We start from the raw sequence: 26022 nt of genomic DNA, 5'->3' as shown, positions 1-26022 counted from the left end.
TGGCTAAATTCCAATATGATTAATTTATTACTTAGAATATAATTCTACGATTAATTGCTCTTTGATGTTTTCAGGAATCTGTAATCTTTCCGGAGACTTAATATACGTTCCTTCTTTCTTATCAGCATTCCAGCTTAACCATTCATATACAGCACTATTAGACGCTAATGAATCGTCAATAGCTTGTAATGATTTTGATTTTTCTCGTACAGCAACAACATCTCCATCTTTTAAAGAGTATGACGGTATATTTACAATACCACCATTAACGGTAATATGTCTGTGTGATACTAATTGACGTGCAGCACTTCTCGAGTTAGCAATACCTAAACGGTATACTACATTGTCTAAACGAGCTTCACATAATTGTAATAAAACCTCACCAGTAATTCCTTTAGAAGCTGATGCTTTTTTAAATAAGTTACTGAACTGACGCTCTAAAATACCATAGGTATATTTCGCTTTTTGCTTCTCCATTAACTGGACAGCATATTCAGATTTTTTTCCTCTTCTTTTAGCATTTCCATGCTGCCCTGGAGGGTAGTTTCTTTTCTCGAAGTTTTTATCTGCTCCGAAGATTGCTTCGCCAAACTTACGAGCAATTTTTGTTTTTGGTCCTGTATATCTTGCCATTTCTTAGTTATTAAAGCAGGGATTATGAATTAAGGCTTACTCCTTCGATAATCTTTATTTCCTACTTAGTTAAAATATTTAATTATACTCTTCTTCTTTTTGGTGGTCTACACCCGTTGTGTGGCATTGGAGTAACATCGATGATTTCAGTTACTTCAATTCCTGAGTTATGCAATGATCTGATAGCAGATTCTCTACCATTACCAGGTCCTTTTACATATACTTTTACTTTACGCAAACCGGCTTCGTGAGCTACTTTTGCACAATCTTCTGCAGATAATTGAGCTGCATATGGAGTATTCTTTTTAGAACCTCTAAAGCCCATTTTACCAGCTGATGACCATGAGATCACATCACCTTTCTTATTTGTTAAAGAAACAATGATGTTGTTAAATGATGCGCTTATATGCGCTTCACCTACTGCTTCTACGATTACTTTACGTTTTTTTGAACTTGCTTTTGCCATAATTGTTTTGTTTTAGTAATAGCTATCTAGTAAAATATGTTCGAGAACACGGCACACTAGCAGCATATAACTATTTCTGACTATTTTTTCTTGTTAGCTACGGTCTTTCTCTTACCTTTTCTGGTTCTAGAATTATTCTTAGTTCTTTGACCTCTTAAAGGCAACCCAGATCTATGTCTAATTCCACGTTGACATCCGATATCCATTAAACGCTTAATGCTTAATTGAACTTCAGAACGTAACTCTCCTTCTATGGTAAATTTACCAACCTGTTCTCTAATTGCTGCGATTTGATCATCAGTCCAATCTTGAACTTTAATACTTTCGTCAACCTTTGCGTTCGCTAAAATTTCTTTAGCTCTACTGTTTCCTATACCAAAGATGTAAGTTAAAGCAATAACTCCTCTTTTATTCTTTGGAATATCTATACCTGCTATTCTTGCCATTACCCTTGTCTTTGTTTAAATCTAGGATTTTGTTTGTTAATTACATATAATCTGCCTTTTCTGCGTACAATCTTGCAGTCGGCACTTCTTTTCTTTATTGATGCTCTAACTTTCATTAGTTCTAATTTTTAATATCTATAAGTAATTCTAGCCTTCGTTAAATCGTAAGGACTCATTTCTAATTTTACTTTATCACCTGGTAATAACTTGATATAGTGCATACGCATTTTACCAGAAATATGAGCCGTTACAATATGTCCATTTTCTAATTCTACACGAAACATAGCATTTGATAATGCTTCTGTTATAGTTCCGTCTTGTTGAATTGCTGGTTGTTTAGCCATTTTTACTTTGATGATTTTCTGTTACTATTACTTCCTGTTTTCATTAAACCATCATAATGGCGATTTAATAAATAAGAATTTACTTGTTGAATAGTATCTATGGCAACACCAACCATAATGATCAATGATGTACCTCCATAGAATAATGCCCAATTTTGTTGAACACCAAACTGTACCACAATTGCTGGTAATACAGATAGTGCTGCTAAAAATAATGATCCTGGAAATGTAATTCTAGATAACACACTATCTAATCTTTCGGCTGTATCCTTTCCTGGTCTAATTCCAGGAATAAAACCTCCACTTCGCTTTAAATCTTCTGCCATTTTATTCGTAGGAATTGTAATTGCAGTATAGAAAAAGCTAAAGATGATAATCAATAATGCGAACACTATGTTATACGATAACCCATTTATATCTTGTAAATCATTCAACACAGGGAATCTCTTCGCCAGTGCTAATGGTAAAAACATGATTGCTTGTGCAAAAATGATTGGCATTACTCCCGCTGCATTAAGCTTTAAAGGAATATAATCCCTAGAGCCTGCGACGTTCTGAATATTACCTGCTACTGTTCTTCTAGCATATTGTACCGCAATTTTACGAACTGCAGTAACTAATAATACTGTTAACAAGATAATAACAAACCAAACTATGATTTCAATTAAGATGGTCATAATTCCTCCAGCTCCAGCTCCCGAAGCAGTTGTTTTAGAAACTAACTCTTGGATGAAAGCTGCTGGGAAATTAGCTATAATACCTACTGTAATTAATAAAGATATCCCATTTCCAACTCCTTTATCCGTAATACGTTCACCTAACCACATAGCAAAAATAGTTCCTGCTGTTAAAATGATCAATGAAGATATAGTAAAGGTAGTTCCACCTACAAGAAATGCTTCTGGTGGTAAACCAAACGAATTTTGAATTGCAATAATATATGTTGGTCCTTGAACTAACGTAATTGCAATCGTTAACCATCTGGTAATTTGAGTGATCTTCTTTCTACCACTCTCCCCATCTTTTTGTAGTTTCTGCAAATAAGGAACCGCAATTCCCATTAACTGCACTACAATCGACGCAGAGATATAAGGCATAATACCCAATGCCATTACAGAGGCTCTCGCAAAAGCTCCTCCAGTAAATACATTTAATAAAGCCAAAAGACCTCCACCATCGGTACTATTTTTTAGCGCTGTTAACTGTGTAGGATCAATCCCAGGTAATGGAATTTGAGCCATAAAGCGATATACAGCAATTAAACCGATAGTAAGAAGAATTTTATTCTTTAATTCTTCAATTTTCCAAATGTCTTTTAACGTTTTTATAAAATTCATCATTTATGTGATCTTATAAAGTAACTGCTTCTCCTCCAGCTGCTTCAATAGCGGCTTTTGCAGTTGCAGTAAATTTATGAACAGTAATATTTAATTTAGCTTTTAATTCTCCACGACCTAAGATTTTAACTAGATCATTTTTACCAACGATACCGTTAGCAACTAAAATTTCTAAATTTACTGTATCCGTAATTTTCTTGTTATCAACTAATTCTTGAAGTCTGTCTAAATTGACTCCAGCATATTCCTTACGGTTTATGTTAGTGAAACCAAATTTAGGCACACGTCTTTGAAGTGGCATCTGTCCACCTTCAAATCCAATTTTTCTAGAATAACCTGAACGAGATTTTGCACCTTTGTGACCTCTAGCGGCTGTACCACCTTTACCAGAACCTTCACCTCTTGCAATTCTTTTCCCGCTTTTAACAGATCCTTCTGCTGGTTTTAAGTTATGTAAACTCATTTGTAATATCTTATATTAAATTTCCTCTACAGAAACTAAATGTTTAACTTTATTTACCATACCAATAATTGTAGGAGTTGCCTCATGTTCTACAGTTTGGTTCATTTTACGTAAACCTAATGCCTCTAAAGTTCTTTTCTGATTCTGTAGACGCCCGATTTGACTTTTTACTTGTGTAACTTTAATTTTTGCCATCGCTCTTAGATTTATCCGTTAAATACTTTTTCCAAAGAAATCCCTCTTTGTTTCGCGATTAAAGCCGCGCTACGTAATTGTAATAAAGCATCAAAAGTTGCCTTTACCACATTATGAGGGTTAGATGATCCTTGAGATTTTGATAATACATCATGAATACCTACAGACTCTAATACGGCACGTACTGCACCACCCGCGATAACTCCGGTACCATTTGAAGCTGGCTTGATAAATACTTTAGCTCCTCCAAATTTTCCTTTTTGTTCGTGCGGTAATGTTCCGTTTAATATTGGAATTCTTACCAAATTCTTCTTTGCATCTTCTACTGCCTTAGCAATAGCCGAAGAAACATCTTTAGATTTCCCTAGTCCATGACCTACAACACCGTTACCATCGCCAACTACAACAATAGCAGAGAATCCAAATGCTCTACCACCTTTAGTTACTTTAGTTACACGTTGTACACCTACTAATCTATCTACAAGCTCTAATCCGCTTGGCTTAACTCTTTCTACGTTTTTATATCCTTGCATAATTTCTTAAAATTTTAAACCAGCTTCTCTAGCAGCGTCCGCTAATACTTTAACTCTTCCGTGATATAAATATCCGTTTCTATCGAAAGCAACAGTTTCTACACTAGCTTTAGTAGCTTTTTCTGCAATGGCTTTTCCTACTGCAGTAGCTGCCTCAACTTTTGAAGTTGCTTTAATGTCTTTATCTCTTGATGAAACGCTAGCAATTGTTACTCCGTTTACATCGTCAACTAGTTGTGCATAAATTTCTTTATTACTTCTAAACACAGATAATCTTGGTTTAGTAGCCGTTCCAGAAACAATTTTTCTGATTCTATGCTTAATTCTAGTTCTTCTTTCAAGCTTTGATAATGCCATAACTCTATAAATTATGCAGATTTACCTGCTTTTCTTCTTAATTGTTCACCTACAAATTTCACTCCTTTTCCTTTATATGGCTCTGGCTTACGGAAACCACGAATCTTCGCAGCAACTTGGCCTACCAATTGTTTATCAAAAGAAGTTAACTTAACGATTGGGTTTTTCCCTTTTTCAGAAATTGTTTCAACCTTAACTTCTGGAGCTAATTCTAAAACAATATTATGAGAATATCCTAATGCTAAATCTAATTTTTGCCCTTGATTTGAAGCTCTATAACCTACACCGACTAATTCTAATTCTTTAGTCCATCCTTTACTTACACCTTCAATCATGTTATGTAACAAAGCTCTCATTAAACCATGTTGCGCTTTGTGTGTCTTACTTTCAGATGCTCTTTCTAAAGTGACTGTTGCATCTTCAATTTTTACAGTAATTCCTTCTGAAACTTCTTGAGTTAACTCACCCAATTTTCCTTTTACTGTAATTGTGTTGTCGTTAATGTTTACATCTACACCTTGTGGAATGCTCACTGGATTTTTTCCTATTCTACTCATCTCCTAAGGCTTAATAAACGTAACATAAAACTTCTCCTCCAACATTCTCTGTACGTGCTTTCTTATTAGTCATCACACCTTTGGATGTTGAAACAATAGCAATACCAAGTCCATTTAATACTCTAGGCATTTCTTTTGCACTAACGTATTTACGTAAACCTGGTGTACTGATTCGTTGAATCTTTCTAATTACTGACTCTTTTGTATCGCGGTCATATTTTAAGGCAATCTTGATGGTTCCTTGAACAGAACTATCATTGAATTGGTAACTTAAAACATACCCTTGTTCGAACAAAATCTTAGTCATCTCCTTCTTCAAATTCGAAGCAGGAATTTCTACTACTCTGTGTCCTGCAGATATTGCATTTCTAACTCTCGTTAGATAATCTGCGATTGGATCTGTATACATATTTATTTAAATTGCGATTACGGTTTTTAATTACCTCTATTTACCTACAGATTTCTCTGTGATAATTAAACCTATAATCAGTTAATTTTCTTTATACTCAAAAAAATAGAGCGTGCAAATGTACACATTCTATTTTTATTTTTTGAGGTTATTTTTAACTTCTACCAGCTTGCTTTTTTAACACCTGGTATCAATCCTTGATTTGCCATTTCACGGAAAGTCACACGAGAGATTCCGAATTGACGCATATACCCTTTTGGTCTTCCAGTTAGTTTACATCTATTGTGCATTCTAATTGGCGAAGCATTCTTTGGTAATTTTTGTAAACCTTCATAGTCTCCAGCTTCTTTTAAAGCTTTTCTCTTTTCAGCATACTTTGCAACCATTTTTGCTCTTTTCACCTCACGGGCTTTCATTGATTCTTTAGCCATTTCTTAATTTTTTTTGAATGGTAAACCTAATTCTCCTAATAATGATTTTGCTTCTTTATCAGTGTTCGCAGATGTTACAAACGTAATATCCATTCCATTGATTTTCTTCACTTGATCAATATTAATTTCCGGATAGATGATCTGTTCAGTAATTCCTAAATTGTAATTACCTCTTCCATCAAATCCATTTGCCTTTATACCGTTAAAGTCTCTTACACGAGGTAAAGAAGCTGTAACCAATCTATCTAAGAACTCATACATCTTATCTCCACGTAAAGTAACTTTAACACCAATTGGCATTCCTTTACGTAATTTAAATGATGCAACGTCCTTTTTAGACATCGTAGAAACTGCTTTCTGACCTGTAATAGTCGTTAACTCTTCTACAGCATAATCAATTAATTTCTTATCAGCAATAGCAGCTCCAACACCTTTACTTACTACAATTTTCTGTAGTTTAGGCACTTGCATTACGTTGCTATAGCTAAATTCTTCCGTAAGAGCTGTTATTACTCTGCTCTTATATTCTGCTTTTAATCTTGGTACGTAACTCATGATTATATTGCTTTATTCGTTTTCTTAGAGATTCTAGTTTTAGTATCTCCATCAACTGTATATCCTACTCTAACAGCTTTACCATCCTCAACTAACGATAAGTTTGAGATATGGATAGAAGCTTCTTTCTTTACAATTCCTCCTTGAGGGCTTTGAGCACTCGGTTTAGTATGCTTAGAAACTAAGTTTACACCTTCTACAATTGCTCTATTCTTATCTCTAAGGATTTGTAATACTTTTCCTTCAGATCCTTTATGATCTCCTGCGATTACTGTAACAGTATCTCCTGATTTGATTTTAAACTTTGTCATCGTCTTATCTTTTTAAAGCACTTCAGGTGCTAATGATACTATCTTCATAAATTGTTTCTCACGAAGTTCACGCGCAACTGGACCAAATACACGAGTTCCTCTCATCTCCTCTGTAGGATTTAAAAGTACACATGCATTATCATCAAATCTGATGTAAGATCCGTCTTTACGACGTACTTCTTTCTTCGTACGAACAACTACTGCTCTTGATACTTGACCTTTCTTAACGGTTCCGTTTGGAGTTGCAGACTTTACAGTTACTACAATTTTATCTCCAACGCTAGCATAACGCTTTTTAGTTCCTCCTAAAACTCTAATCACTAAAACTTCTTTTGCTCCAGTGTTGTCTGCTACTTTTAATCTTGATTCTGTCTGTAACATATTATTTAGCTCTTTCTAGGATTTCTACTAATCTCCAACGCTTAGATTTACTCATAGGACGTGTTTCCATGATCCTAACAGTATCTCCTTCGTTGCAATCATTCTTTTCGTCATGCGCAACGTACTTTTTCGTTTTCAATACGAACTTTCCGTACATCGGGTGTTTTACTCTTTTTACTTCTGACACAACAATAGATTTCTCCATTTTGCTGCTAGAAACAACACCTATTCTTTCTTTTCTAAGATTTCTATTTTCCATCTTTAAAACTGACTTAGAATTATTGTAATTCTCTTTTGGTTAACTCTGTTGCAAGTTTTGCTACAGTTCTTCTTAAGGTTCTTAACTGCATTGGGTTTTCCAATGGAGTTATGGCGTGAGCCATCTTAAGATCAGTATAATTTTTTTGCAACGCTCCAAGCTTCTCTTGTAAATCAGCTGCTGATAATTCTTTAATTTCTGACTGTTTCATGTTCTTATCGAATTAAGCGTTATAATCAAAATCTCTTGCTACTACAAACTTCGTTCTTACTGGAAGTTTCTGAGCTGCTAAACGTAAAGCTTCTTTTGCAATATCCATTGGCACACCACCAACTTCAAACAAAATTCTACCTGGTTTAATAACAGCAACAAAATGATCTGGAGCTCCTTTACCTTTACCCATACGTACCTCTAAAGGTTTTTTAGTGATAGGTTTATCCGGGAAAATTTTAATCCAAAGTTGCCCTTCTCTTTTCATATGACGAGTAGCCGCGATACGAGCCGCTTCTATTTGACGAGAAGTTAGTAGGTTTTGGTCTAGTGATTTGATACCAAACATTCCATTAGAAAGTTGATTTCCTCTACCAGAAATACCCTTCATATTTCCTTTCGCCTTCTGTACCTTACGGTATTTTACTCTTTTTGGCTGTAACATTGTTAATTTCTAATTTTTAAAAATTATTTTCTTCTACGAGGTTGACGTTTTTGATTACCACCTTTATTAGCACCACCTTGTTTTTTAGATAATCCTACTAACGGAGATAATTCTCTCTTACCATAAACCTCACCTTTCATAATCCATACTTTAACACCTAATCTTCCATAGGTAGTATGAGCTTCAACAAGTGCATAATCGATATCAGCTCTAAATGTAGAAAGAGGAATTCTACCTTCTTTAAAATGCTCAGAACGTGCCATCTCTGCTCCGTTTAAACGACCAGAAATTTGAATTTTAATCCCTTCTGCATTCATTCTCATAGAGGCCGCGATAGCCATTTTGATTGCTCTCTTGTAAGAAATTCTATTTTCGATTTGACGAGCTACACTAGCCGCAACTAATTTTGCATCTAATTCAGGTCTTTTAATCTCAAAAATATTAATCTGAACTTCTTTCCCTGTAATGTTTTTAAGCTCTTCTTTTAACTTGTCTACCTCTTGACCTCCTTTACCAATGATGATACCAGGACGTGCCGTAGTGATAGTAACGGTTACAAGTTTTAAAGTACGCTCGATAATTACACGAGAAACACTTGCTTTAGATAATCTAGCATTAATATACTTTCTTATCTTATCATCTTCAGCAATTTTATCACCGTAGTTCTTTCCTCCGTACCAGTTAGATTCCCATCCTCTGATAATTCCTAAACGATTTCCTATTGGATTAGTTTTTTGTCCCATTTCTACTATGATTAATTACTGATATTTTTTGCACCTAACTCTAAAGTAACATGATTAGAACGCTTACGAATTCTATGAGCACGCCCTTGTGGAGCTGGTCTTAATCTTTTTAACATTCCTGCGCTATCTACACAAATAGATTTTACAAATAATCCAGCATCCTCGATACTAGCATCTTCGTTCTTAGCTTGCCAGTTTGCAATTGCAGACATTAACAATTTCTCTAAGTTTCTTGATGCTTCTTTAGGGCTAAATTTTAAGATTTGTAAAGCTTTTTCAACTTCCACTCCTCTTACCTGATCTGCTACTAAACGCATTTTTCTTGGTGATGTAGGACAGTTAGTTAGTTTAGCAAAAGCTCTGCTTTTTCTAGCCTCTTTTAACTGATCTGCCATATTTTTTTTACGAACTCCCATTTCCTACTATTTTTTTCCTTTATTTTTTGCACCAGCGTGTCCTCTAAAAGAACGAGTTGGTGAAAATTCGCCTAATTTATGTCCTACCATATTTTCAGTTACATAAACTGGCACAAATTGACGTCCATTATGTACTGCGATAGTTTGACCTACGAAATCAGGGGTAATCATACTTGCTCTAGACCAAGTTTTGATTACTGATTTATTTCCTGACTCCACATTAGCCAATACTTTTCTCTCTAATTTATAGTGAACGTAAGGTCCTTTTTTTAATGATCTTGCCATGACTTATTATTTCTTTCTACGTTCTATAATATATTTATTACTCGCTTTGGTCTTAGATCTGGTCTTGAATCCTTTTGCAGGAATACCATTTCTAGATCTTGGATGACCTCCTGAAGCACGTCCTTCTCCACCTCCCATTGGGTGATCGACTGGGTTCATTCTTACAGCGTTGGTTCTAGGTCTTCTTCCTAACCATCTACTTCTACCTGCTTTACCAGATACTAGTAATTGGTGATCTGAATTAGACACTACTCCAATCGTAGCCATACAAGTTAATAAGATCAATCTTGTCTCTCCTGATGGTAATTTCACTGTTGCATACTTACCATCCTTTGCCATTAACTGCGCAAAAGAACCAGCTGAACGAGCCATTACAGCTCCCTGACCTGGGCGTAATTCTATACATGAAATTGTAGTCCCTAAAGGAATACCACTTAAAGGCATCGCGTTTCCGATCTCTGGAGCAACTCCATTACCTGAAACAATTGTTTGACCTACTTGCAAACCGTTTTGTGCAATCACATAACGCTTTTCACCATCAGCATAACTAAGTAAAGCAATAAATGCCGTACGATTTGGATCGTACTCAATAGTTTTTACTGTTGCGGGGATATCCTTCTTATCTCTTTTAAAATCGATAATACGATATCTTTGTTTATGACCACCTCCGATATTACGAGTTGTCATTCTACCCTGACTGTTTCGACCTCCAGATCGTTTTTTCGGAGCAAGTAAACTTTTCTCCGGCTTATCAGTTGTAATGGTGTCGAACCCATTTACAACTCTAAAACGCTGACCTGGTGTTATTGGTTTTAATTTTCTAACTGACATGCTGTCTTTTCTTAAAGATTGTTATAAAAATCAATACTTTCTCCTTCTGCTAACTGCACAATTGCTTTCTTGAAAGCACTTTTCGTACCTGTTACTAAACCTTTTTTAGTGAATTTAGTATTTCTTTTTACAGGATAATTTAAAGTCTTTACACTAGAAATTGAAACTCCGTATGCAGTTTCTACCGCATCCTTAATTTCTAACTTGTTAGCTCTCTTATCTACAACAAAAGCGTAACGATTAAATAATTCGCTATCACCTGTTGCTTTTTCCGTAATAATAGGTTTAATTAAAATATTCATCCTATTAGCTTAAATTTGAGTTAATTCCTTCTAAAGAGCTCTCAGTGATTACTACTTTGTTGGCATTTAAAATACCATAAGTACTTAATCTTGAGTTATTTACAACTTTAGAACTTTTTAAATTGCGCGACGACAAATATACATTATTATTTGACTCACCCAACACAAACAATGACTTTTTAGTATCTAACTCCAATGCTTTCAACACATTGACAAAATTCTTTGTCTTTGGCGTATCAAAGTTAAAGTCTTCAATTACTACTAAATTATTGTCTTTTGCTTGAATACTTAACGCAGATTTACGCGCTAAACGTTTCAAGTTTTTATTCAATTTGAAAGAGTAACTTCTCGGTCTTGGCCCGAAAACACGTCCTCCACCTCTAAAAATCGGAGACTTAATACTTCCCGCACGCGCTGTACCAGTTCCTTTTTGTTTTTTAATCTTTCTTGTACTACCTACAATTTCCGCTCTTTCTTTAGATTTGTGAGTTCCCTGTCTTTGATTAGCCAAGTACTGCTTTACATCTAAATAAATAGCATGATCGTTAGGCTCAATTCCAAATACGTCCTTAGAAAGTTCAACTTTCCTTCCCGTATCTTTTCCTGTGATGTCTAAAACTGCTACTTTCATTATTTCTGAATAGTTATGAACGCGTTTTTATGCCCAGGAATTGCTCCTTTGACAACAAGTAGATTCTTTTCAGCAACTACTTTTAAAACACGTAAGTTTTGAACTTTTACTTTTTCGCCACCCATTCTTCCTGCCATTTTCATTCCTTTGAAAACTCTTGCAGGATATGATGCAGCACCAATAGATCCTGGAGCTCTTAAACGGTTATGCTGACCGTGAGTAGCTTGACCTACACCCGCAAAACCATGACGCTTTACAACTCCTTGGAAACCTTTTCCTTTAGAAACTCCAGACACATCAACAAACTCTCCTTCTACGAAGTGCTCTACTGTGATGGAATCACCTAATTTGTACTCTTCTTCAAACCCTTGGAATTCAACGACTTTTCTTTTAGCAGTGGTGCCAGCTTTTTTAAAGTGACCGTCTAACGCCTTGTTAGAACTCTTCGCCTTTTTGTCATCGAAACCAAGTTGCAACGCATTGTATCCGTCAACCTCTTCGGTTCTGACTTGGGTAACAACGCATGGACCTGCTTCGATTACTGTACAAGGAATGTTCTTCCCATTTTCGTCGAATAAGCTGGTCATTCCGATTTTTCTTCCTATTAACCCAGACATATTTAATTAATTATTAATTTATTTACTTATTTATTTTTCCTTTAAATTCCTTTCAAAAAAATAGGTTGAAAATACCTTCAACCTTGAATGTATTTTACCGTTTTTCCTTCGCGAAACCCTCCGGACATGTTTTTCGATTTCGCTCGATAACCATTATGATTACCGAGCTACTTCGAAATGTTTTACTTATACTTTAATCTCAACTTCAACTCCACTAGGCAATTCAAGTTTCATTAAAGCATCAATAGTCTTAGATGAAGAACTATAGATATCTAACAAACGCTTGTAAGCAGATAATTGAAACTGTTCTCTAGATTTCTTATTCACGTGAGGTGAACGTAAAACCGTAAAGATTTTTTTATTCGTTGGTAAAGGAATTGGACCGTTTACAACAGCGCCAGTACTCTTTACTGTCTTTACTATCTTTTCAGCAGATTTATCTACTAAATTGTAATCGTAAGACTTTAATTTTATTCTAATTTTTTGACTCATCGTTTTTCTATTTAGTAGGTTATCCTTTTGCTTCAGCGATTACTTCTTCAGAAATATTTTGTGGAGTTTCTGCATAATGAGAAAATTCCATTGTAGAAGTTGCTCTACCAGAAGACATTGTTCTTAAAGCAGTAACATAACCGAACATTTCCGACAATGGAACTATTGCTTTTACAACTTTAGATCCAGCACGATCACTCATGTCGTTTACCTGACCCCTTCTTCTATTTAAATCTCCTACAATATCTCCCATGTTTTCTTCAGGAGTCAATACCTCTAATTTCATCAATGGCTCCATAATCTTAGCTCTTGCAGCTTTTGCAGCAGCTTTGAAACCTAATTTAGCAGCTAACTCAAAAGATAGTTGATCAGAATCCACCGCGTGGAAAGACCCATCTTTTAATGTTACTTTCATTGAATCCATTTCATATCCTGCTAAAGGACCATTCTTCATTGCTTCTTTAAATCCTTTTTCTACAGACGGTACAAATTCTCTTGGAACGTTACCTCCTTTGATAATAGATTCAAATTGCAATCCTTGAAAACCTTCATCAGCTGGTTCCATTGTAAATACAATATCCGCAAACTTACCACGTCCACCAGATTGTTTTTTGTAAACTTCTCTGTGATCTGCAGCAGCCGTAATAGCTTCTTTATATTCTACTTGCGGTTGCCCTTGGTTTACCTCAACTTTAAACTCACGTTTTAAACGATCTACAATTACATCTAAATGTAACTCACCCATTCCAGAAATAATAGTCTGTCCTGAAGCTTCGTCTGAACGCACTGTAAAAGTAGGATCCTCTTCAGCTAACTTTCCTAAACCAATACCTAATCTATCAACATCCGCTTTAGTTTTAGGCTCTACCGCGATACCAATTACTGGATCTGGAAAATCCATCGATTCTAATACGATTGGATGTTTCTCATCTGATAATGTATCACCTGTTTTAATACTCTTAAATCCTACAGCAGCACCAATATCTCCAGCTTCAATATATTCGATAGCATTTTGCTTATTCGCGTGCATTTGGTAGATTCTTGAAATACGTTCTTTTTTACCTGAACGATTATTCAACACATAAGAACCTGCATCTAAACGACCTGAATATGCTCTAAAGAAAGCTAAACGTCCTACGAAAGGATCTGTAGCAATTTTAAAAGCTAAAGCAGCAAAAGGCTCCTTTACATCTGGTCTACGCACTTCTTCTTGTTCTGTATCTGGGTTTACACCTACAATACCTTCCTTATCCGTAGGAGAAGGCAAGTAACGACATACAGCATCCAATAAAAACTGAACACCTTTGTTTTTAAATGCAGAACCACAAATCATTGGAATGATAGCCATATCCATTACAGCAGCTCTCAGTGCAGCATGCACCTCTTCCTCAGTAATAGAATCTTCATCCTCCATAAATTTTTCTAAAAGATCCTCATCGTAACTTGCAACTTCTTCAATTAAAAGTGCACGATACTTACGAGCTTCTTCTTTCATATCCTCAGGAATATCAACAATATCAAAAGTTGCCCCCTGAGTTTCATCATGCCATACGATAGCACGATTTTTTACTAAATCAATAATACCTTTAAACTCATCTTCGTCACCAATGTTTAAAACAATTGGCACCGCGTTTGACTTTAACATATCTTTCACTTGCTGACAAACTCCTAAAAAGTCTGATCCTTGACGGTCCATTTTATTAACGAAACCAATTCTAGGCACTTTATAGTTATCCGCTAATCTCCAGTTAGTTTCAGATTGCGGCTCAACACCATCTACTGCACTAAATAAGAAAACTAAACCATCCAAAACACGCAATGATCTATTTACCTCAACAGTAAAATCAACGTGGCCCGGAGTATCAATTATATTAAAATGATATCCTTTAGTTTCTGGAGTTTTTTCTCCATTTTCAATTGGAAAATCCCATGTACATGTTGTAGCAGCAGAAGTAATTGTAATACCTCTTTCTTGTTCTTGCTCCATCCAGTCCATAGTCGCTGCACCATCATGAACTTCTCCAATTTTATGAGAAACTCCTGTATAATACAATACACGTTCCGTAGTTGTAGTTTTTCCAGCATCAATATGAGCTGCAATACCTATATTTCTTGTAAATTTTAAATCTCTAGCCATTTCTATTAAAATCTGAAGTGTGAGAATGCTTTATTTGCCTCAGCCATTTTGTGAGTATCTACTCTTTTCTTAACAGCAGCTCCTTCTTCTTTAGCCGCAGCTAAAATTTCGGCAGCTAAACGCTGTGCCATGGTTTTTTCGTTTCTCTTACGAGTATACAAAATCATCCATTTGATAGCCATAGATACTTTACGATCTGGTCTAATTTGCATTGGAATTTGGAATGTTGCTCCACCTACACGTCTTGAACGAACTTCTACGTGCGGCATTACATTAGATAATGCATCTTTCCAAATCTCTAATGCTGTTTTTTCTTCGTCTTCTTTCTTTTGCTCTACGATATCTATTGCATCGTAAAATACTCTGAACGCTACTGACTTCTTACCATCCCACATCAAGTTATTCACGAAACGTGTAACTAACTGATCATTAAACTTTGGGTCTGGTAAAAGAATTCTTTTTTTCGCTGCTCTTTTTCTCATGTCTTTACATTAAAAAAGTTACTAATTTTACTTCTTTGGGCGTTTTGCTCCATACTTTGATCTTCGTTGAGTTCTTCCCTCAACTCCCGCTGTATCTAAAGCTCCACGTACTACGTGATACTTTACTCCTGGCAAATCTTTTACCCTTCCACCTCTAACTAATACTATCGAGTGCTCTTGTAAGTTATGTCCTTCACCTGGAATGTACGCGTTAATCTCATTACCATTCGTTAACCTTACCCTAGCTACTTTACGCATAGCAGAATTAGGTTTCTTAGGTGTAGTAGTATATACACGTGTACAAACTCCACGTCTTTGAGGACAAGACGACAAAGCGGCCGATTTACTCTTCTTAGTTATTTTGGTTCTTCCTTTACGAACTAATTGTTGAATAGTTGGCATACTAAATTATTACTGTTTTTCGTTTATTATTAAACTTATCTCTCTTTTTAAGAGTGTGCAAATGTACAACTAATTTCTATTTAATCAAATATCAGTAAGTTATTTTTTCTTAATCATTGAAACAGCCTTCAATTAATTGATTTTATTATACTTTTGGCAACATCGTTAATTTCATTTTTAATATCAAATTTTCATCTAAAATATCCATCATTGCCATTTACCTTCTAGGTCATGGAATTTTTGCGCAAAAACTTACGCTAAAAATCATGTCTGACGATCCAAATGAGAATATCTTTCTTCAAAAAATTGAATACACGAATTCTCATAATGATAGTTCGTCTGTTTATAAAGAAATTGAAAAGATTGATCTACTGCTAAAAAGAAATGGTTACTTTTTACATCAAAAAGAGATAAATCAATCAAGCGAAAATGTGTATACTGTTAACTACTCTTTGGGTTTTCGTATTGAATCTGTTCATATATATATACCAACCTCGATCAATCATTTAAAAAAAGGCGACACTCTTAAGCTAAAAACGAACAACGTTGAATCATTTTTAAGTTCAATTTCTAATCAACTTGATCAAGAAGGAAAGTCTTTCTCCGAAGTGTCATTAAAGAATTTGCAACTAAAGAACACTATCCTTCTCGGCACGTTGCACGTTATTGAAAGAAATATTCGCAAGATTGACAACATAATTATTAAGGGATATTCAAATATTTCAGACAGGGTAGTCACTTATGATTTAAATGTTCGTAAAAACGATGTATTCAACTCTCAAAAGTTGACTGAAATTTCTGACCTGACAAAATCTCTTTCTTTTATTGAAGAAATAAAACCTCCAGAAGTTTTATTTGCAAAAGATTCTACCATACTTTACTTATACCTAAAAAAGAAAAGTAATAACAGCTTTGACGGTATCGTATCATTTGCTTCGAACGACAATAACAGTAAACTTTTATTCAACGGGACAGTAGATCTAAAACTAAATAATCTATTCGATGGTGGTGAAAATGTATCGCTATTTTGGAATAGCATTGGTAATGAAAAACAAGAATTCTCATTAGCTACGCGAATCCCTTATGCATTCAACTCCCGAATCAGTCCTGACGTACGTTTTAACTTATACAAGCAAGATTCCACATTCTTAAACACACAATTTAACCTTGCATTACCGTACAAGATCAATACTAAATCTAAGATCTCATTTAACTATTCAAACCTTACATCCAACAACTTAAAAGAAACCATCACAACTAATAACATTGAAGCTTTTGACCGAAGCTTTTTCGGTGTTGGCTTTCAATACCAAAACCCAAAAACAAGCATTTTGGGCCAGGCCGGACTAAATATATCTTTTCACGCTTTGTTTGGCACCAGAAAAACCGATGCTCGCAAGAGCGAACAATATGAGTTTAATTTAACCTTATCGAACACATTTGTTTTGAATGAGCGTAACCAAATTTATTTTCGCAATCAAACCGGCATTCTGTTATCCGACTTCTTTCTGGAAAACGAAGTTTACAGAATTGGTGGAGTTAACAGTATGAGAGGCTTTAATGAACAAAGTATATTTACATCGCAGTTTACCTATATGAATATGGAATATCGATTCGCAACCTCAAGAACATCCTATTTATATACTATTTCAGATGTCGGATTTATCAAAACTATTGCTGATTTAACGGAATCCGTTTTTGGTTTAGGTTTTGGATACCTTTTTTCAATAAAAAGTACGCAGGTAAACCTAGGGGTTGTTTTGGGTAAGAGTTCCAACAGTGATTTTGATTTCAATAATGCCAAGCTCAATGTAAGTTTTACTAGCTTTTTTTGAAAACTTTAACAATTATTTATATTTTTCTTAACAATAGGTATTTTTTATATCTTTGGGACACTAACTAATACATTATTTCAAATACAACTATGAGAAAATGGTACTTAACGCCAATCCTCCTCATTTTTCTATGTTTAGGGTGCGCTAAAGATTCTCAAAATGCCGGCTATCTATTTAAAGAGCTTTCTGCCGACAAAACAGGTATTGATTTTAAAAACAATCTTACAGAAGATGTAAATCACAGCATTATTAATTACATCTACTATTATAATGGTGCAGGTGTAGCAGCAGGAGATGTTAATAATGATGGGCTGAGCGATCTGTACTTTGTCTCTAATCAAGGAAAAAATAAATTATACCTGAACAAAGGAAACCTCCAGTTTGAAGATATTTCCGAAAATGCCAATATAGGAGGTGCATCTAGCTGGAATACTGGAGCAACGATGATAGACATTAACAATGATGGTTATCTGGATATTTATGTTTGTGCTGTAAGTGGATTACTTGATTTTAAAGGACATAATGAATTGTTTGTCAATAACGGAGATGGTACGTTTACAGAAAAAGCCAAAGAATATGGACTAGATTTCAAAGGATACTCAACACAATCTTATTTCTTCGACTATGACAAGGATAACGATCTTGACGTTTATATCGTAAATCACGCAGTACATACTACAAGCACTCATGGACCAGCAAGTGCCAGAAATAAGCGTATGCCGCTAGTAGGTGATGTTTTACTTCAAAATAACAATGGGAAATTTACCGATGTAAGCAATAGCGCCAATATCTATGGCGGAGTTAACGGCTATGGCCTTAGTGCTTCCATTGCAGACTACAACAACGATGGATGGGATGACATCTATGTTTGTAATGACTTTCATGAAGATGATTATTACTATATAAATAATCAAGACGGCACATTCTCCGAAAAACTATCGGAAAGCTTCTCTACTATTAGCAGGTTTTCTATGGGTAGTGATGCTGCAGACCTAAATGGTGATGGTTATCAAGACATCGTTACATTAGATATGCTACCTAGCGATGAAAAAGTGCTTAAGGAATCAGAAGGAGATGACGCTATGTTTAACCAACAAGAGCGTTTAAGAAAATTAGGATATAAGGATCAGTATTCTAGAAATATGCTTCAGATAAATAATTCTGGAGATTACTTTTACGAGGCTGCATTTTTAAATGGTATTGCAGATACGGATTGGAGTTGGGCGCCTCTAGTCGCAGATTTTGACAACGATGGACATCAAGACTTATTTATTTCAAATGGAATTCTTCGTAGGCCAAATGATTTAGATTTTAAGAAATATGTGGCAAGTACATTCAAAACAAAAGGTGTTAAACGAGGTTTAGCATGGCTCTATAAATCCATTAACGAAATGCCAAGCGGAAAAGTTTCCAATGAAATCTTTAAGGGAAACTCTAAGAAGTTAGCCAATAAAACGGGGACTTGGATTGAAAAAAAACCTTCTCTTTCTAATGGTGCTATTTATCTGGACCTTGACCAGGATGGTGATCTTGACTTGGTTACGAACAACCTAAATGATTATCCTAGTATATTAGAAAACACAACAAATAACACCAAAAATCACATCGCGATAAAACTAGATTATGTTCCTGGCAACAAAGAAGGAATCGGTTCTAAGGTCATGATCTATAATAACGGTAAAATACAACTGAAGCAACTTTTTAAATCCAGAGGTTTTTTATCATCCATTGACAATCAATTGCATTTTGGTCTTGATACAATTAGCAGCATTGACTCGCTAAAGATTATTTGGCCTAATAATACCTACCAAAAAATAATAGCTCCAGAGATAAACAAAAGTATTGTTATACGCTACAATGAGGATAATCCTAATTATGGATATGACCTAAATAATGAAAACCAAAAATACACTATAGAAAAAGAGTTGATTCACTTTAAACATATTGAGGACAATTATAATGATTTTAATCACGAAAGATTGATTCCATATAAAGTATCAACATTGGGTCCTGCAATGGCAATAGGAGATGTGGACAATAATGGTTTTGATGATGTTTTTATTGGGAACGGCTCTGGTGAAAAAGCCGCGTTATTTTTAAACAATGGAACCAACTTTTCAAAAGCCATAGATGTTGGAGTTGAAAACGATGCGTTATTTGAGGATAATGATGCACAATTCTTTGACGCTGATAACGATGGAGACCTTGATCTATACGTAGCATCCGGAATTAACTCATTGAGAAATAAGAATTATGAAGTCGACAGATTGTATATTAACAATAACGGAATACTTAAGAGATCAACAGACCAAATTCCAGCTAACAATTTCAATACTTCTACAATTGCAGCATATGATTATGATAATGATGGTGATGAAGATCTATTTGTAGGAAATCTATCCGATCCTAATAATTATGGATTGAACGCTCCTTCGTATATTTTGGTAAATGATGGAAATGGAAACTTCACTAAAGACCCTGATTTTACCCTTTTCTCGAAAGTTTCTTCTGCTACCTGGCAAGATATTAATAGCGATGGAATAAAAGACCTTTTAGTATCTGCGGAATGGGATACACCAAAATTATACATGAATACAAAAGGATCACTTAAACCTATAGACAGCCCTAAAAACCTAAATGGCTTGTGGCAAGCTATCACAAGTTATGATATTGATGGCGATGGTGATAAGGATATTTTATTAGGAAACTGGGGACTAAACACAAAGCTTAACCCGAACCCTAAGGCACCATTAAGAATGTATCACAGTGATTTTGATGCTAACGGAAGATATGAGACAATACTGGCCTATGCTGTTAATAACAAGTACTACCCTTTAAACTCTAAAGACGAACTGGCTTCACAGATGAATGTTGTTAATAAAAGGTTTGTGAATCATAAGACATTTGCAATGCAACCCATAGAAACAGTATTGACAAAGTACGGAGTGGATAATGCAACCTTATACGAAGTTCACACGCTTGCTTCTGGTTATATTGAAAATAATAATGGTAACTTCGACCAATTCATTAAGTTCCCTCAAGATTTTCAATTAGCCCCGATTAATTCATTTTCAAAAATCAATATTGACAATAAAGAAAAAATCCTGTTAAGTGGGAATTCCCTAAAAGTAAACACCTATCATGGAGCGTACAAGGCCTTAAAAGGCCTTGTTGTAAACACGCTAAAGGACTACAAACCAGTCTCAAAGATCGGCTTGCATCCCTTTAACGGTCAAATTAAGAAAACCGCTACCATCAAAATGAAAGAAGATAATGTTCTGCTAGTTCTTTCCAATAATGATAGCTTAAAAGTATACACATCTAAAAAATAGCAATGGGCATTCAAAAACTCACAATCACGATTCTTATCTCTTTTGTGCTACTCTCATGTTCCTCAAGTACAGAAAAAATAGAGATTACGCCGAATGACTATCATCATGCAGTAGATAAACTAACCTCTGTAATGATTCATGACATCTTTTCTCCACCAGTAGCTAGTCGCATATATGCATATCCAAATATCGCCTCGTATGAGGTTCTTAATCAAGGAAGTACGCGTTATAAATCACTAGCAAATCAGTTGAACGGTTTGGAGAAACTACAACATGAGGCTAGCACTACTGGTATTGACCTGAAATTGGCTTCTATAATCGCATATTTAGATGTTGCAAAAGAATTGGTCTTTTCTAAAGATCAAATCACTTCCTATAGAGATAGCTTATACAATGTATGGGAATCGAAAAATAAAGATGCGTTCTTGCAAGCTAAAAACCACGCCCTACCGATTTCTACACATATTATATCGTGGATGAACACAGATAATTACAAAGAGACCCGTACTATGCCTGAGTTCAATATCTCTTCTGATGACCCTTCAAGATGGCAACCGACGCCTCCGGCCTATATGGAGGGTATAGAACCTCACTGGAATAAGATTAGAACCTTCAGTCTTGATTCTGCTGCGCAGTACAAGCCACTTTCTCATCCTAAGTTTTCTCTTAAAAAAGGAAGTGATTTCTATAAAGAATTGGAAGAGGTCTATACGATAAGTCAAGAAATAAGAAAAAAGGGAGATACATCTGAAGAGATAGCAATAGCACAATTTTGGGATTGTAACCCTTATGTATCCATTAACAAAGGACACTTCATGTTTGCCGCTAAAAAGATCACTCCTGGGGCACATTGGATTGGTATTTGTAAAATAGCATGTAAACAAACCAATTCGGATTTTGAGAAAACAGTTTTTGCATACACAAAAACCTCTATTGCTATTACTGATGCTTTTATCAGCTGTTGGGACGAGAAATACAGAAGCAACCTGATAAGACCTGAAACTTTAATTAATAAGCATATTGATGAGTCGTGGGAACCTATCCTTCAGACTCCTCCATTTCCTGAGTACACAAGTGGACATTCGGTTGTTTCTGGAGCCGCTTCCGAAGTGCTCACCTCCATTTTTGGTGACAATTTTTCCTTCGAGGATACTACAGAGATTCCGTACAACCTACCAATGAGAAAGTTTTCATCATTCAGAGTCGCGGCAGAAGAAGCCGCAATAAGTAGGATGTATGGAGGGATACATTATATCTCCGCAGTCAATTTAGGGATCGATCAAGGCATAAAAGTAGGAGAACACGTAAATACCACCATTTCTTTTAGGAAAAATTAATTCCGTGATAGGAATATTAGTTTCTTTCGACTTATTAGGCAATGGATAGTAGTAGTTTACAAATTTTCTAGATAAACATATAGCGAAGAGTACGCTTTTCATTAAATATCATTTTGAGTTAATGACACCTTAATGATCATGCTTCTAGAAGGCGTAAGTATTTAACTGTTTGCTCTTTAGCCATTATCAGGATCTATTGAATCTTGAATTATCTTGTCCAAAAGTTCTTTAGCACAAAGAAATTAAAAGACTCCGAAATTATTGTTGGCCTATCGTTCTTTTTTTAACGATGTGTCAACAAAACTCAAAATCGATTAACAATTTGTTAACCTTTTTAAGTTTTTTTTTGTTAAAAAATTGGAGTTTTAAGATTTATTTAAGACTTTTGGCATTAATTAATTCAAATAATTATACAATGAAGACAAAGTTTAATGGAATTTTAACGCTATTACTAGCGTTTGTAGTGCAAATTTCTTTTGCACAACAAAAGACAATTTCGGGTACTGTTTCTGATGATTCAGGGGGCTTACCTGGGGTTAGTGTTTTAATTAAAGGTACTACTACTGGAACTGAGACAGATTTTGATGGAAAGTATTCTATCAAAACTAAGGTTGGTGATGTTTTAGTCTTCACCTATTTAGGTTACAAGACAGTTGAAAAAACAGTTGGAGCAGCTAATACTATTAACGTAAAAATGGTTGAAGGTGGAGAAGTACTTGATGAGGTTGTAGTTGTAGGTTACGGTACTACCACTAAGAAAGCGTACGCAGGTACTGCATCTGTGGTAAAAGCTGAAAACCTAGAAGCTAAATCATTCTCAAATGTATCACAAGCGTTAGCAGGTGAGGTTGCTGGGGTAACTGTAATTAATACATCTGGTCAGCCAGGTACTATTGGTACAGTGCGTGTAAGAGGATATGGTTCTCCATTAGGTAACCGTGCTCCTTTATACGTTGTAGACGGTGTTCCTTTTTCTGGAAATTTTGATCTAAACTCTATTAACCCTGCAGATATCAAGAGTACAACGGTACTTAAAGATGCGACTGCAACAGCTATTTACGGTTCTAGAGGTGCAAATGGTGTTGTATTAATTACAACTAAAACTGGTACTTCTAACGAAACTGGTTCTATTGAAGTTGACGTAAAGACAGGTGTTAACTCTCAGGTTATTCCTAGATATAACGTAATTTCTTCTCCAGAGCAATATGTTGGCTTAGTTTGGGAAGGACTTTTCAATAGAGGAGTTGTTACAGGTAACCCTGATCCAGTTGCATTTGCAAATGGTAGATTACTAACTGACAATGGTATTGGTGCAGGTTATAACATGTGGGCTGCTGCTACTGCTGCAGACTTAATTGATCCTGCAACAAAAACAGTTAGAGCTGGAGTTAACAGATTATTTACTCCTGAAAGATATGCAGATTTAGCATTTGGTACTGGTATTAGAACTGAAGCTAACCTACGTGCAAGCGGAGGTTCTGCAAAATCTAGATATTTCGTTTCTATTGGATATTTAGACGATAAGGGTTATTCTATAAACTCAAACTTCAAAAGATATACTACAAGACTTAACTTAACTTCTAACTTAAAAGATTGGTTAAAGATTGGTGCTAATATGGGATATTCGTATTCTGAGAGTACTAACAACGGGCAGATTGCTGGATCAGAGAACGTATTTGAGTTCGCTGATAAAATGGCGCCTATCTACCCTGTTTTTGCAAGGTACCCAGATACTGGAGATTTAGTTCCAGATCCTATCTTTGGTGGAGCTCAGTATGACTATGGTTCTCCAACGGGAACTACAGCACCTGTTCCATTTACAAGAAACCGTCCAAATGCGAACTTATTGAATCCAATTGGTTCTGCAGTGTTAGATTTTGATGGTAGAGATATTCACTCTTTAAATGGTAACTTATCTGCTGAAATCAAAATTAACGAGGAGTTCACTTTTGAAACTAGATTTGGTGGACAATTCTCTTTCTTTAGAAGAAATAATGCATCTAACCATGTTTATGGTACTGGTGCAAACACAAATGGTAACATTACAGTAACTGATCAATTAAGATGGTCTAAAACTTTCTTACAGTTATTACGTTATAACAAAACATTTGGAGATCATAATATTAATGCATTGGTTGCACATGAATCATTTGAGCAACTTTTCACGCAAGATCGTCAATTCAAGCAGGATGTTGTAATCCCTGGATTGTATAATCTAAGTAACTACTTACAAGAAACTAGTCCATCTGACGGATGGAGTAATGGATCAGGTATTGATTCTTATTTCTCACAAGTAAACTATAACTACGCTGGTAAATACTATTTAACAGGTTCTTTGAGAACGGATGGATCTTCTAGATTTGTTAACGATCAATGGGGTGTATTTGGTTCTGTTGGTGGAGCATGGGTACTTAGTGAAGAAGACTTTTTAGAGGATAGTGTATTCTCTTACTTAAAAGTTAAAGCTTCTTGGGGTATTACTGGTGATCAACAAGGTGTATCTACATCTTTAGGTTTCAACACATTTAATGCTGGTTTTGTAGGAGGTTCATTAGCACTTTCTGAAAACCTAGTAGGAGATCCTAACTTAACATGGGAAACTTCTAAAATGTTACAAGGTGGTGTAGAGCTTAGTTTAGGAGATTACTTAGATGCAAACTTTGATTACTATAGAAAAAACACTGATAACTTATTCTTTAACCAAAGAGTTGGACCTTCAGCTGGTTTTTCTTCTGTAAGAGTTAATGATGGTGAAGTATTGAATGCTGGTTTCGAATTTGACGTAACTGGACACCTTATTAATAAAGAGGACTTTAAATTAGACCTTTCTATTAATGGTGAAATGCTTAGTAATGAAATGAAAGTTATGCCATTAGATCCAAGTACTGGTCTTCCAAAAATTATCGATGAGAACTCTAGTTTAGATGGAGCTTATGCATACTCTGTTGGTCGTTCTATATTCGATTTCTACATGAGAGAGTGGGCAGGAGTTGATCCTTCTGACGGTGCTCCAATGTGGTACCAATACTATGATGATAGAAACAACAATGATGTACTAGACGCTGGAGAGGGTGATTTTTCAACTCTTGAAGACGGTAGCGCAAGTTCAACTAGTTCTTTATTCGAATACCAACAAAGTGCTTCGAATGCAAACATAAAGAGAACTGTTACTAAAACGTATGCAAACGGTACACAAGTATATTTAAACAAATCTTTTATTCCTACAGTTAGAGGTGCTTTTAGACTTTCTGGTAAGTGGAAAGGATTTGATTTCTCTACTCAGTTTACTTATAGTTTAGGTGGATACGCTTATGACGGACAGTATGCTGAATTAATGAGTGATAGATTTGGAGCTGCAGGTAATAACTTCCATAGCGATATCTTAAACAGATGGCAAAATCCTGGAGATATTACAGATGTTCCTTTATTATCAGATAATGCAATTACAAACTCGACTTCACAATCGTCGCGTTTTATAACAAGCACAGACTTTATAGCACTTAACAATGCAAGAATCGGTTATACTGTACCAAGTACATTTATGGCAAATTCAGGTATTGATGCACTAAACTTGTGGGTTTCAGGAGATAACCTTTTCATTAAGACAGCAAGAAACGGATTTAATCCGTCTGTTAGAGAAACTGGAAGCTCGGCAAGAAGAATATACGCACCTGCTACAACAATAACATTAGGTGTAAGAGTTAAATTTTAATAAAAAAATTAATTAACAATCATGAGAAAAATTTTAAAATTAACATTAGTTGCTGCTATACTAAGTTTTAGTTTTGGTTGTAATGAAGATATACTAGACAATAGTGGTGTATCTGGAACAAGCCAACAAACTACGA

At 35.3% G+C, this 26022-nt stretch carries 34 protein-coding genes; 4 read left to right on the top strand and 30 right to left on the bottom strand.

Annotated elements, in window-relative coordinates:
- Positions 1 to 27: 27 nt before the first annotated feature.
- From rpsD to rpsL, 30 genes are all read right to left on the bottom strand, one after another.
- The gene (gene rpsD, locus RQM59_RS10320; protein ID WP_349242028.1) at positions 28 to 633 is read right to left on the bottom strand and encodes a 30S ribosomal protein S4; all 606 of its coding nucleotides are present in this window, start codon (positions 631 to 633) and stop codon (positions 28 to 30) included.
- A gap of 82 nt (positions 634 to 715) precedes the next feature.
- Positions 716 to 1099: a 30S ribosomal protein S11 gene (gene rpsK, locus RQM59_RS10315; RefSeq protein ID WP_349242027.1), complete on the bottom strand. Its 384-nt coding sequence runs from the start codon at positions 1097 to 1099 to the stop codon at positions 716 to 718.
- Between the two features lie 80 nt (positions 1100 to 1179).
- Positions 1180 to 1545 carry a 30S ribosomal protein S13 gene (rpsM, locus tag RQM59_RS10310; RefSeq protein WP_349242026.1) on the bottom strand — a complete coding sequence of 122 codons (366 nt, stop codon included), beginning with the start codon at positions 1543 to 1545 and terminating at the stop codon, positions 1180 to 1182.
- The gene (gene ykgO / locus RQM59_RS10305; RefSeq protein WP_072554239.1) at positions 1545 to 1661 is read right to left on the bottom strand and encodes a type B 50S ribosomal protein L36; all 117 of its coding nucleotides are present in this window, start codon (positions 1659 to 1661) and stop codon (positions 1545 to 1547) included. Before ykgO ends, rpsM begins: the two co-directional genes overlap by 1 nt.
- Positions 1662 to 1673: 12 nt before the next feature.
- On the bottom strand, positions 1674 to 1889 hold the full coding sequence (infA, locus tag RQM59_RS10300) for a translation initiation factor IF-1 (RefSeq protein ID WP_068206835.1): 216 nt from the start codon (positions 1887 to 1889) through the stop codon (positions 1674 to 1676).
- Between the two features lie 2 nt (positions 1890 to 1891).
- A complete protein-coding gene (gene secY / locus RQM59_RS10295) occupies positions 1892 to 3226 on the bottom strand; it encodes a preprotein translocase subunit SecY (protein ID WP_432208144.1) in 1335 nt (444 codons plus the stop codon).
- A gap of 13 nt (positions 3227 to 3239) precedes the next feature.
- Positions 3240 to 3689, bottom strand: coding sequence for a 50S ribosomal protein L15 (gene rplO / locus RQM59_RS10290; protein WP_349242024.1), 450 nt, complete (start codon positions 3687 to 3689; stop codon positions 3240 to 3242).
- A gap of 15 nt (positions 3690 to 3704) precedes the next feature.
- Complete coding sequence (gene rpmD, locus RQM59_RS10285) at positions 3705 to 3884, bottom strand: 50S ribosomal protein L30 (protein ID WP_349242023.1); 180 nt, start codon at positions 3882 to 3884, stop codon at positions 3705 to 3707.
- Between the two features lie 11 nt (positions 3885 to 3895).
- On the bottom strand, positions 3896 to 4420 hold the full coding sequence (rpsE, locus tag RQM59_RS10280) for a 30S ribosomal protein S5 (protein WP_349242481.1): 525 nt from the start codon (positions 4418 to 4420) through the stop codon (positions 3896 to 3898).
- 3 nt (positions 4421 to 4423) lie between these two features.
- Positions 4424 to 4774, bottom strand: coding sequence for a 50S ribosomal protein L18 (rplR, locus tag RQM59_RS10275; RefSeq protein ID WP_349242022.1), 351 nt, complete (start codon positions 4772 to 4774; stop codon positions 4424 to 4426).
- 11 nt (positions 4775 to 4785) lie between these two features.
- Complete coding sequence (rplF, locus tag RQM59_RS10270) at positions 4786 to 5331, bottom strand: 50S ribosomal protein L6 (protein ID WP_349242021.1); 546 nt, start codon at positions 5329 to 5331, stop codon at positions 4786 to 4788.
- A 10-nt stretch (positions 5332 to 5341) separates the two neighbouring features.
- Positions 5342 to 5740: a 30S ribosomal protein S8 gene (gene rpsH / locus RQM59_RS10265; protein ID WP_349242020.1), complete on the bottom strand. Its 399-nt coding sequence runs from the start codon at positions 5738 to 5740 to the stop codon at positions 5342 to 5344.
- 161 nt (positions 5741 to 5901) lie between these two features.
- Complete coding sequence (gene rpsN, locus RQM59_RS10260; RefSeq protein WP_349242019.1) at positions 5902 to 6171, bottom strand: 30S ribosomal protein S14; 270 nt, start codon at positions 6169 to 6171, stop codon at positions 5902 to 5904.
- A 3-nt stretch (positions 6172 to 6174) separates the two neighbouring features.
- Positions 6175 to 6726, bottom strand: coding sequence for a 50S ribosomal protein L5 (rplE, locus tag RQM59_RS10255; protein WP_349242018.1), 552 nt, complete (start codon positions 6724 to 6726; stop codon positions 6175 to 6177).
- A gap of 2 nt (positions 6727 to 6728) precedes the next feature.
- Positions 6729 to 7037, bottom strand: coding sequence for a 50S ribosomal protein L24 (gene rplX, locus RQM59_RS10250; RefSeq protein ID WP_349242017.1), 309 nt, complete (start codon positions 7035 to 7037; stop codon positions 6729 to 6731).
- A 12-nt stretch (positions 7038 to 7049) separates the two neighbouring features.
- Positions 7050 to 7418, bottom strand: a complete 369-nt coding sequence (rplN, locus tag RQM59_RS10245) for a 50S ribosomal protein L14 (protein ID WP_093868908.1) — start codon at positions 7416 to 7418, stop codon at positions 7050 to 7052.
- Between the two features lies 1 nt (position 7419).
- Positions 7420 to 7677 (bottom strand): 30S ribosomal protein S17, encoded by a 258-nt coding sequence (gene rpsQ, locus RQM59_RS10240; protein ID WP_349242016.1) that lies wholly within the window; start codon positions 7675 to 7677, stop codon positions 7420 to 7422.
- Between the two features lie 19 nt (positions 7678 to 7696).
- Complete coding sequence (gene rpmC, locus RQM59_RS10235) at positions 7697 to 7888, bottom strand: 50S ribosomal protein L29 (protein ID WP_349242015.1); 192 nt, start codon at positions 7886 to 7888, stop codon at positions 7697 to 7699.
- A 12-nt stretch (positions 7889 to 7900) separates the two neighbouring features.
- On the bottom strand, positions 7901 to 8332 hold the full coding sequence (gene rplP / locus RQM59_RS10230; protein ID WP_349242014.1) for a 50S ribosomal protein L16: 432 nt from the start codon (positions 8330 to 8332) through the stop codon (positions 7901 to 7903).
- Positions 8333 to 8355: 23 nt separating this feature from the next.
- Positions 8356 to 9075, bottom strand: coding sequence for a 30S ribosomal protein S3 (gene rpsC, locus RQM59_RS10225; RefSeq protein ID WP_349242013.1), 720 nt, complete (start codon positions 9073 to 9075; stop codon positions 8356 to 8358).
- Positions 9076 to 9086: 11 nt separating this feature from the next.
- Complete coding sequence (gene rplV / locus RQM59_RS10220; RefSeq protein ID WP_349242012.1) at positions 9087 to 9491, bottom strand: 50S ribosomal protein L22; 405 nt, start codon at positions 9489 to 9491, stop codon at positions 9087 to 9089.
- Positions 9492 to 9497: 6 nt separating this feature from the next.
- Entirely contained in the window at positions 9498 to 9776 is a 279-nt protein-coding gene (rpsS, locus tag RQM59_RS10215) for a 30S ribosomal protein S19 (RefSeq protein ID WP_288955405.1), read from the bottom strand.
- A 6-nt stretch (positions 9777 to 9782) separates the two neighbouring features.
- Positions 9783 to 10607: a 50S ribosomal protein L2 gene (gene rplB, locus RQM59_RS10210; protein WP_349242011.1), complete on the bottom strand. Its 825-nt coding sequence runs from the start codon at positions 10605 to 10607 to the stop codon at positions 9783 to 9785.
- 11 nt (positions 10608 to 10618) lie between these two features.
- The gene (gene rplW / locus RQM59_RS10205) at positions 10619 to 10909 is read right to left on the bottom strand and encodes a 50S ribosomal protein L23 (protein WP_349242010.1); all 291 of its coding nucleotides are present in this window, start codon (positions 10907 to 10909) and stop codon (positions 10619 to 10621) included.
- Between the two features lie 4 nt (positions 10910 to 10913).
- On the bottom strand, positions 10914 to 11540 hold the full coding sequence (gene rplD / locus RQM59_RS10200; protein ID WP_349242009.1) for a 50S ribosomal protein L4: 627 nt from the start codon (positions 11538 to 11540) through the stop codon (positions 10914 to 10916).
- Complete coding sequence (gene rplC, locus RQM59_RS10195) at positions 11540 to 12157, bottom strand: 50S ribosomal protein L3 (protein ID WP_349242008.1); 618 nt, start codon at positions 12155 to 12157, stop codon at positions 11540 to 11542. Before rplC ends, rplD begins: the two co-directional genes overlap by 1 nt.
- A 186-nt stretch (positions 12158 to 12343) precedes the next feature.
- Entirely contained in the window at positions 12344 to 12649 is a 306-nt protein-coding gene (gene rpsJ, locus RQM59_RS10190; RefSeq protein ID WP_024740605.1) for a 30S ribosomal protein S10, read from the bottom strand.
- 19 nt (positions 12650 to 12668) lie between these two features.
- Positions 12669 to 14786 carry an elongation factor G gene (fusA, locus tag RQM59_RS10185; protein WP_349242007.1) on the bottom strand — a complete coding sequence of 706 codons (2118 nt, stop codon included), beginning with the start codon at positions 14784 to 14786 and terminating at the stop codon, positions 12669 to 12671.
- Between the two features lie 5 nt (positions 14787 to 14791).
- Positions 14792 to 15268: a 30S ribosomal protein S7 gene (gene rpsG / locus RQM59_RS10180; RefSeq protein ID WP_349242006.1), complete on the bottom strand. Its 477-nt coding sequence runs from the start codon at positions 15266 to 15268 to the stop codon at positions 14792 to 14794.
- Between the two features lie 27 nt (positions 15269 to 15295).
- A complete protein-coding gene (gene rpsL / locus RQM59_RS10175; RefSeq protein WP_018943587.1) occupies positions 15296 to 15670 on the bottom strand; it encodes a 30S ribosomal protein S12 in 375 nt (124 codons plus the stop codon).
- A gap of 266 nt (positions 15671 to 15936) precedes the next feature.
- On the opposite strand from rpsL, the gene RQM59_RS10170 reads away from it, so the two are divergent.
- The 4 genes from RQM59_RS10170 to RQM59_RS10155 all read left to right on the top strand — a co-directional run bounded on the left by RQM59_RS10170 (position 15937) and on the right by RQM59_RS10155 (position 25886).
- Positions 15937 to 17505 (top strand): BamA/TamA family outer membrane protein, encoded by a 1569-nt coding sequence (locus tag RQM59_RS10170; RefSeq protein WP_349242005.1) that lies wholly within the window; start codon positions 15937 to 15939, stop codon positions 17503 to 17505.
- Positions 17506 to 17594: 89 nt separating this feature from the next.
- Complete coding sequence (locus RQM59_RS10165; protein WP_349242004.1) at positions 17595 to 20837, top strand: VCBS repeat-containing protein; 3243 nt, start codon at positions 17595 to 17597, stop codon at positions 20835 to 20837.
- Between the two features lie 2 nt (positions 20838 to 20839).
- On the top strand, positions 20840 to 22174 hold the full coding sequence (locus RQM59_RS10160) for a vanadium-dependent haloperoxidase (RefSeq protein WP_349242003.1): 1335 nt from the start codon (positions 20840 to 20842) through the stop codon (positions 22172 to 22174).
- Positions 22175 to 22589: 415 nt separating this feature from the next.
- Complete coding sequence (locus RQM59_RS10155; RefSeq protein ID WP_349242002.1) at positions 22590 to 25886, top strand: SusC/RagA family TonB-linked outer membrane protein; 3297 nt, start codon at positions 22590 to 22592, stop codon at positions 25884 to 25886.
- Positions 25887 to 26022: the final 136 nt, after the last annotated feature.

Source organism: Asprobacillus argus, from assembly GCF_032248395.1.
In the GTDB taxonomy this organism is placed as follows: Bacteria; Bacteroidota; Bacteroidia; order Flavobacteriales; family Flavobacteriaceae; genus Polaribacter; species Polaribacter argus.
The sequence above is the reverse complement of the archived record's forward strand: the minus strand, read 5'-3'. Positions and strand labels throughout refer to the sequence as shown.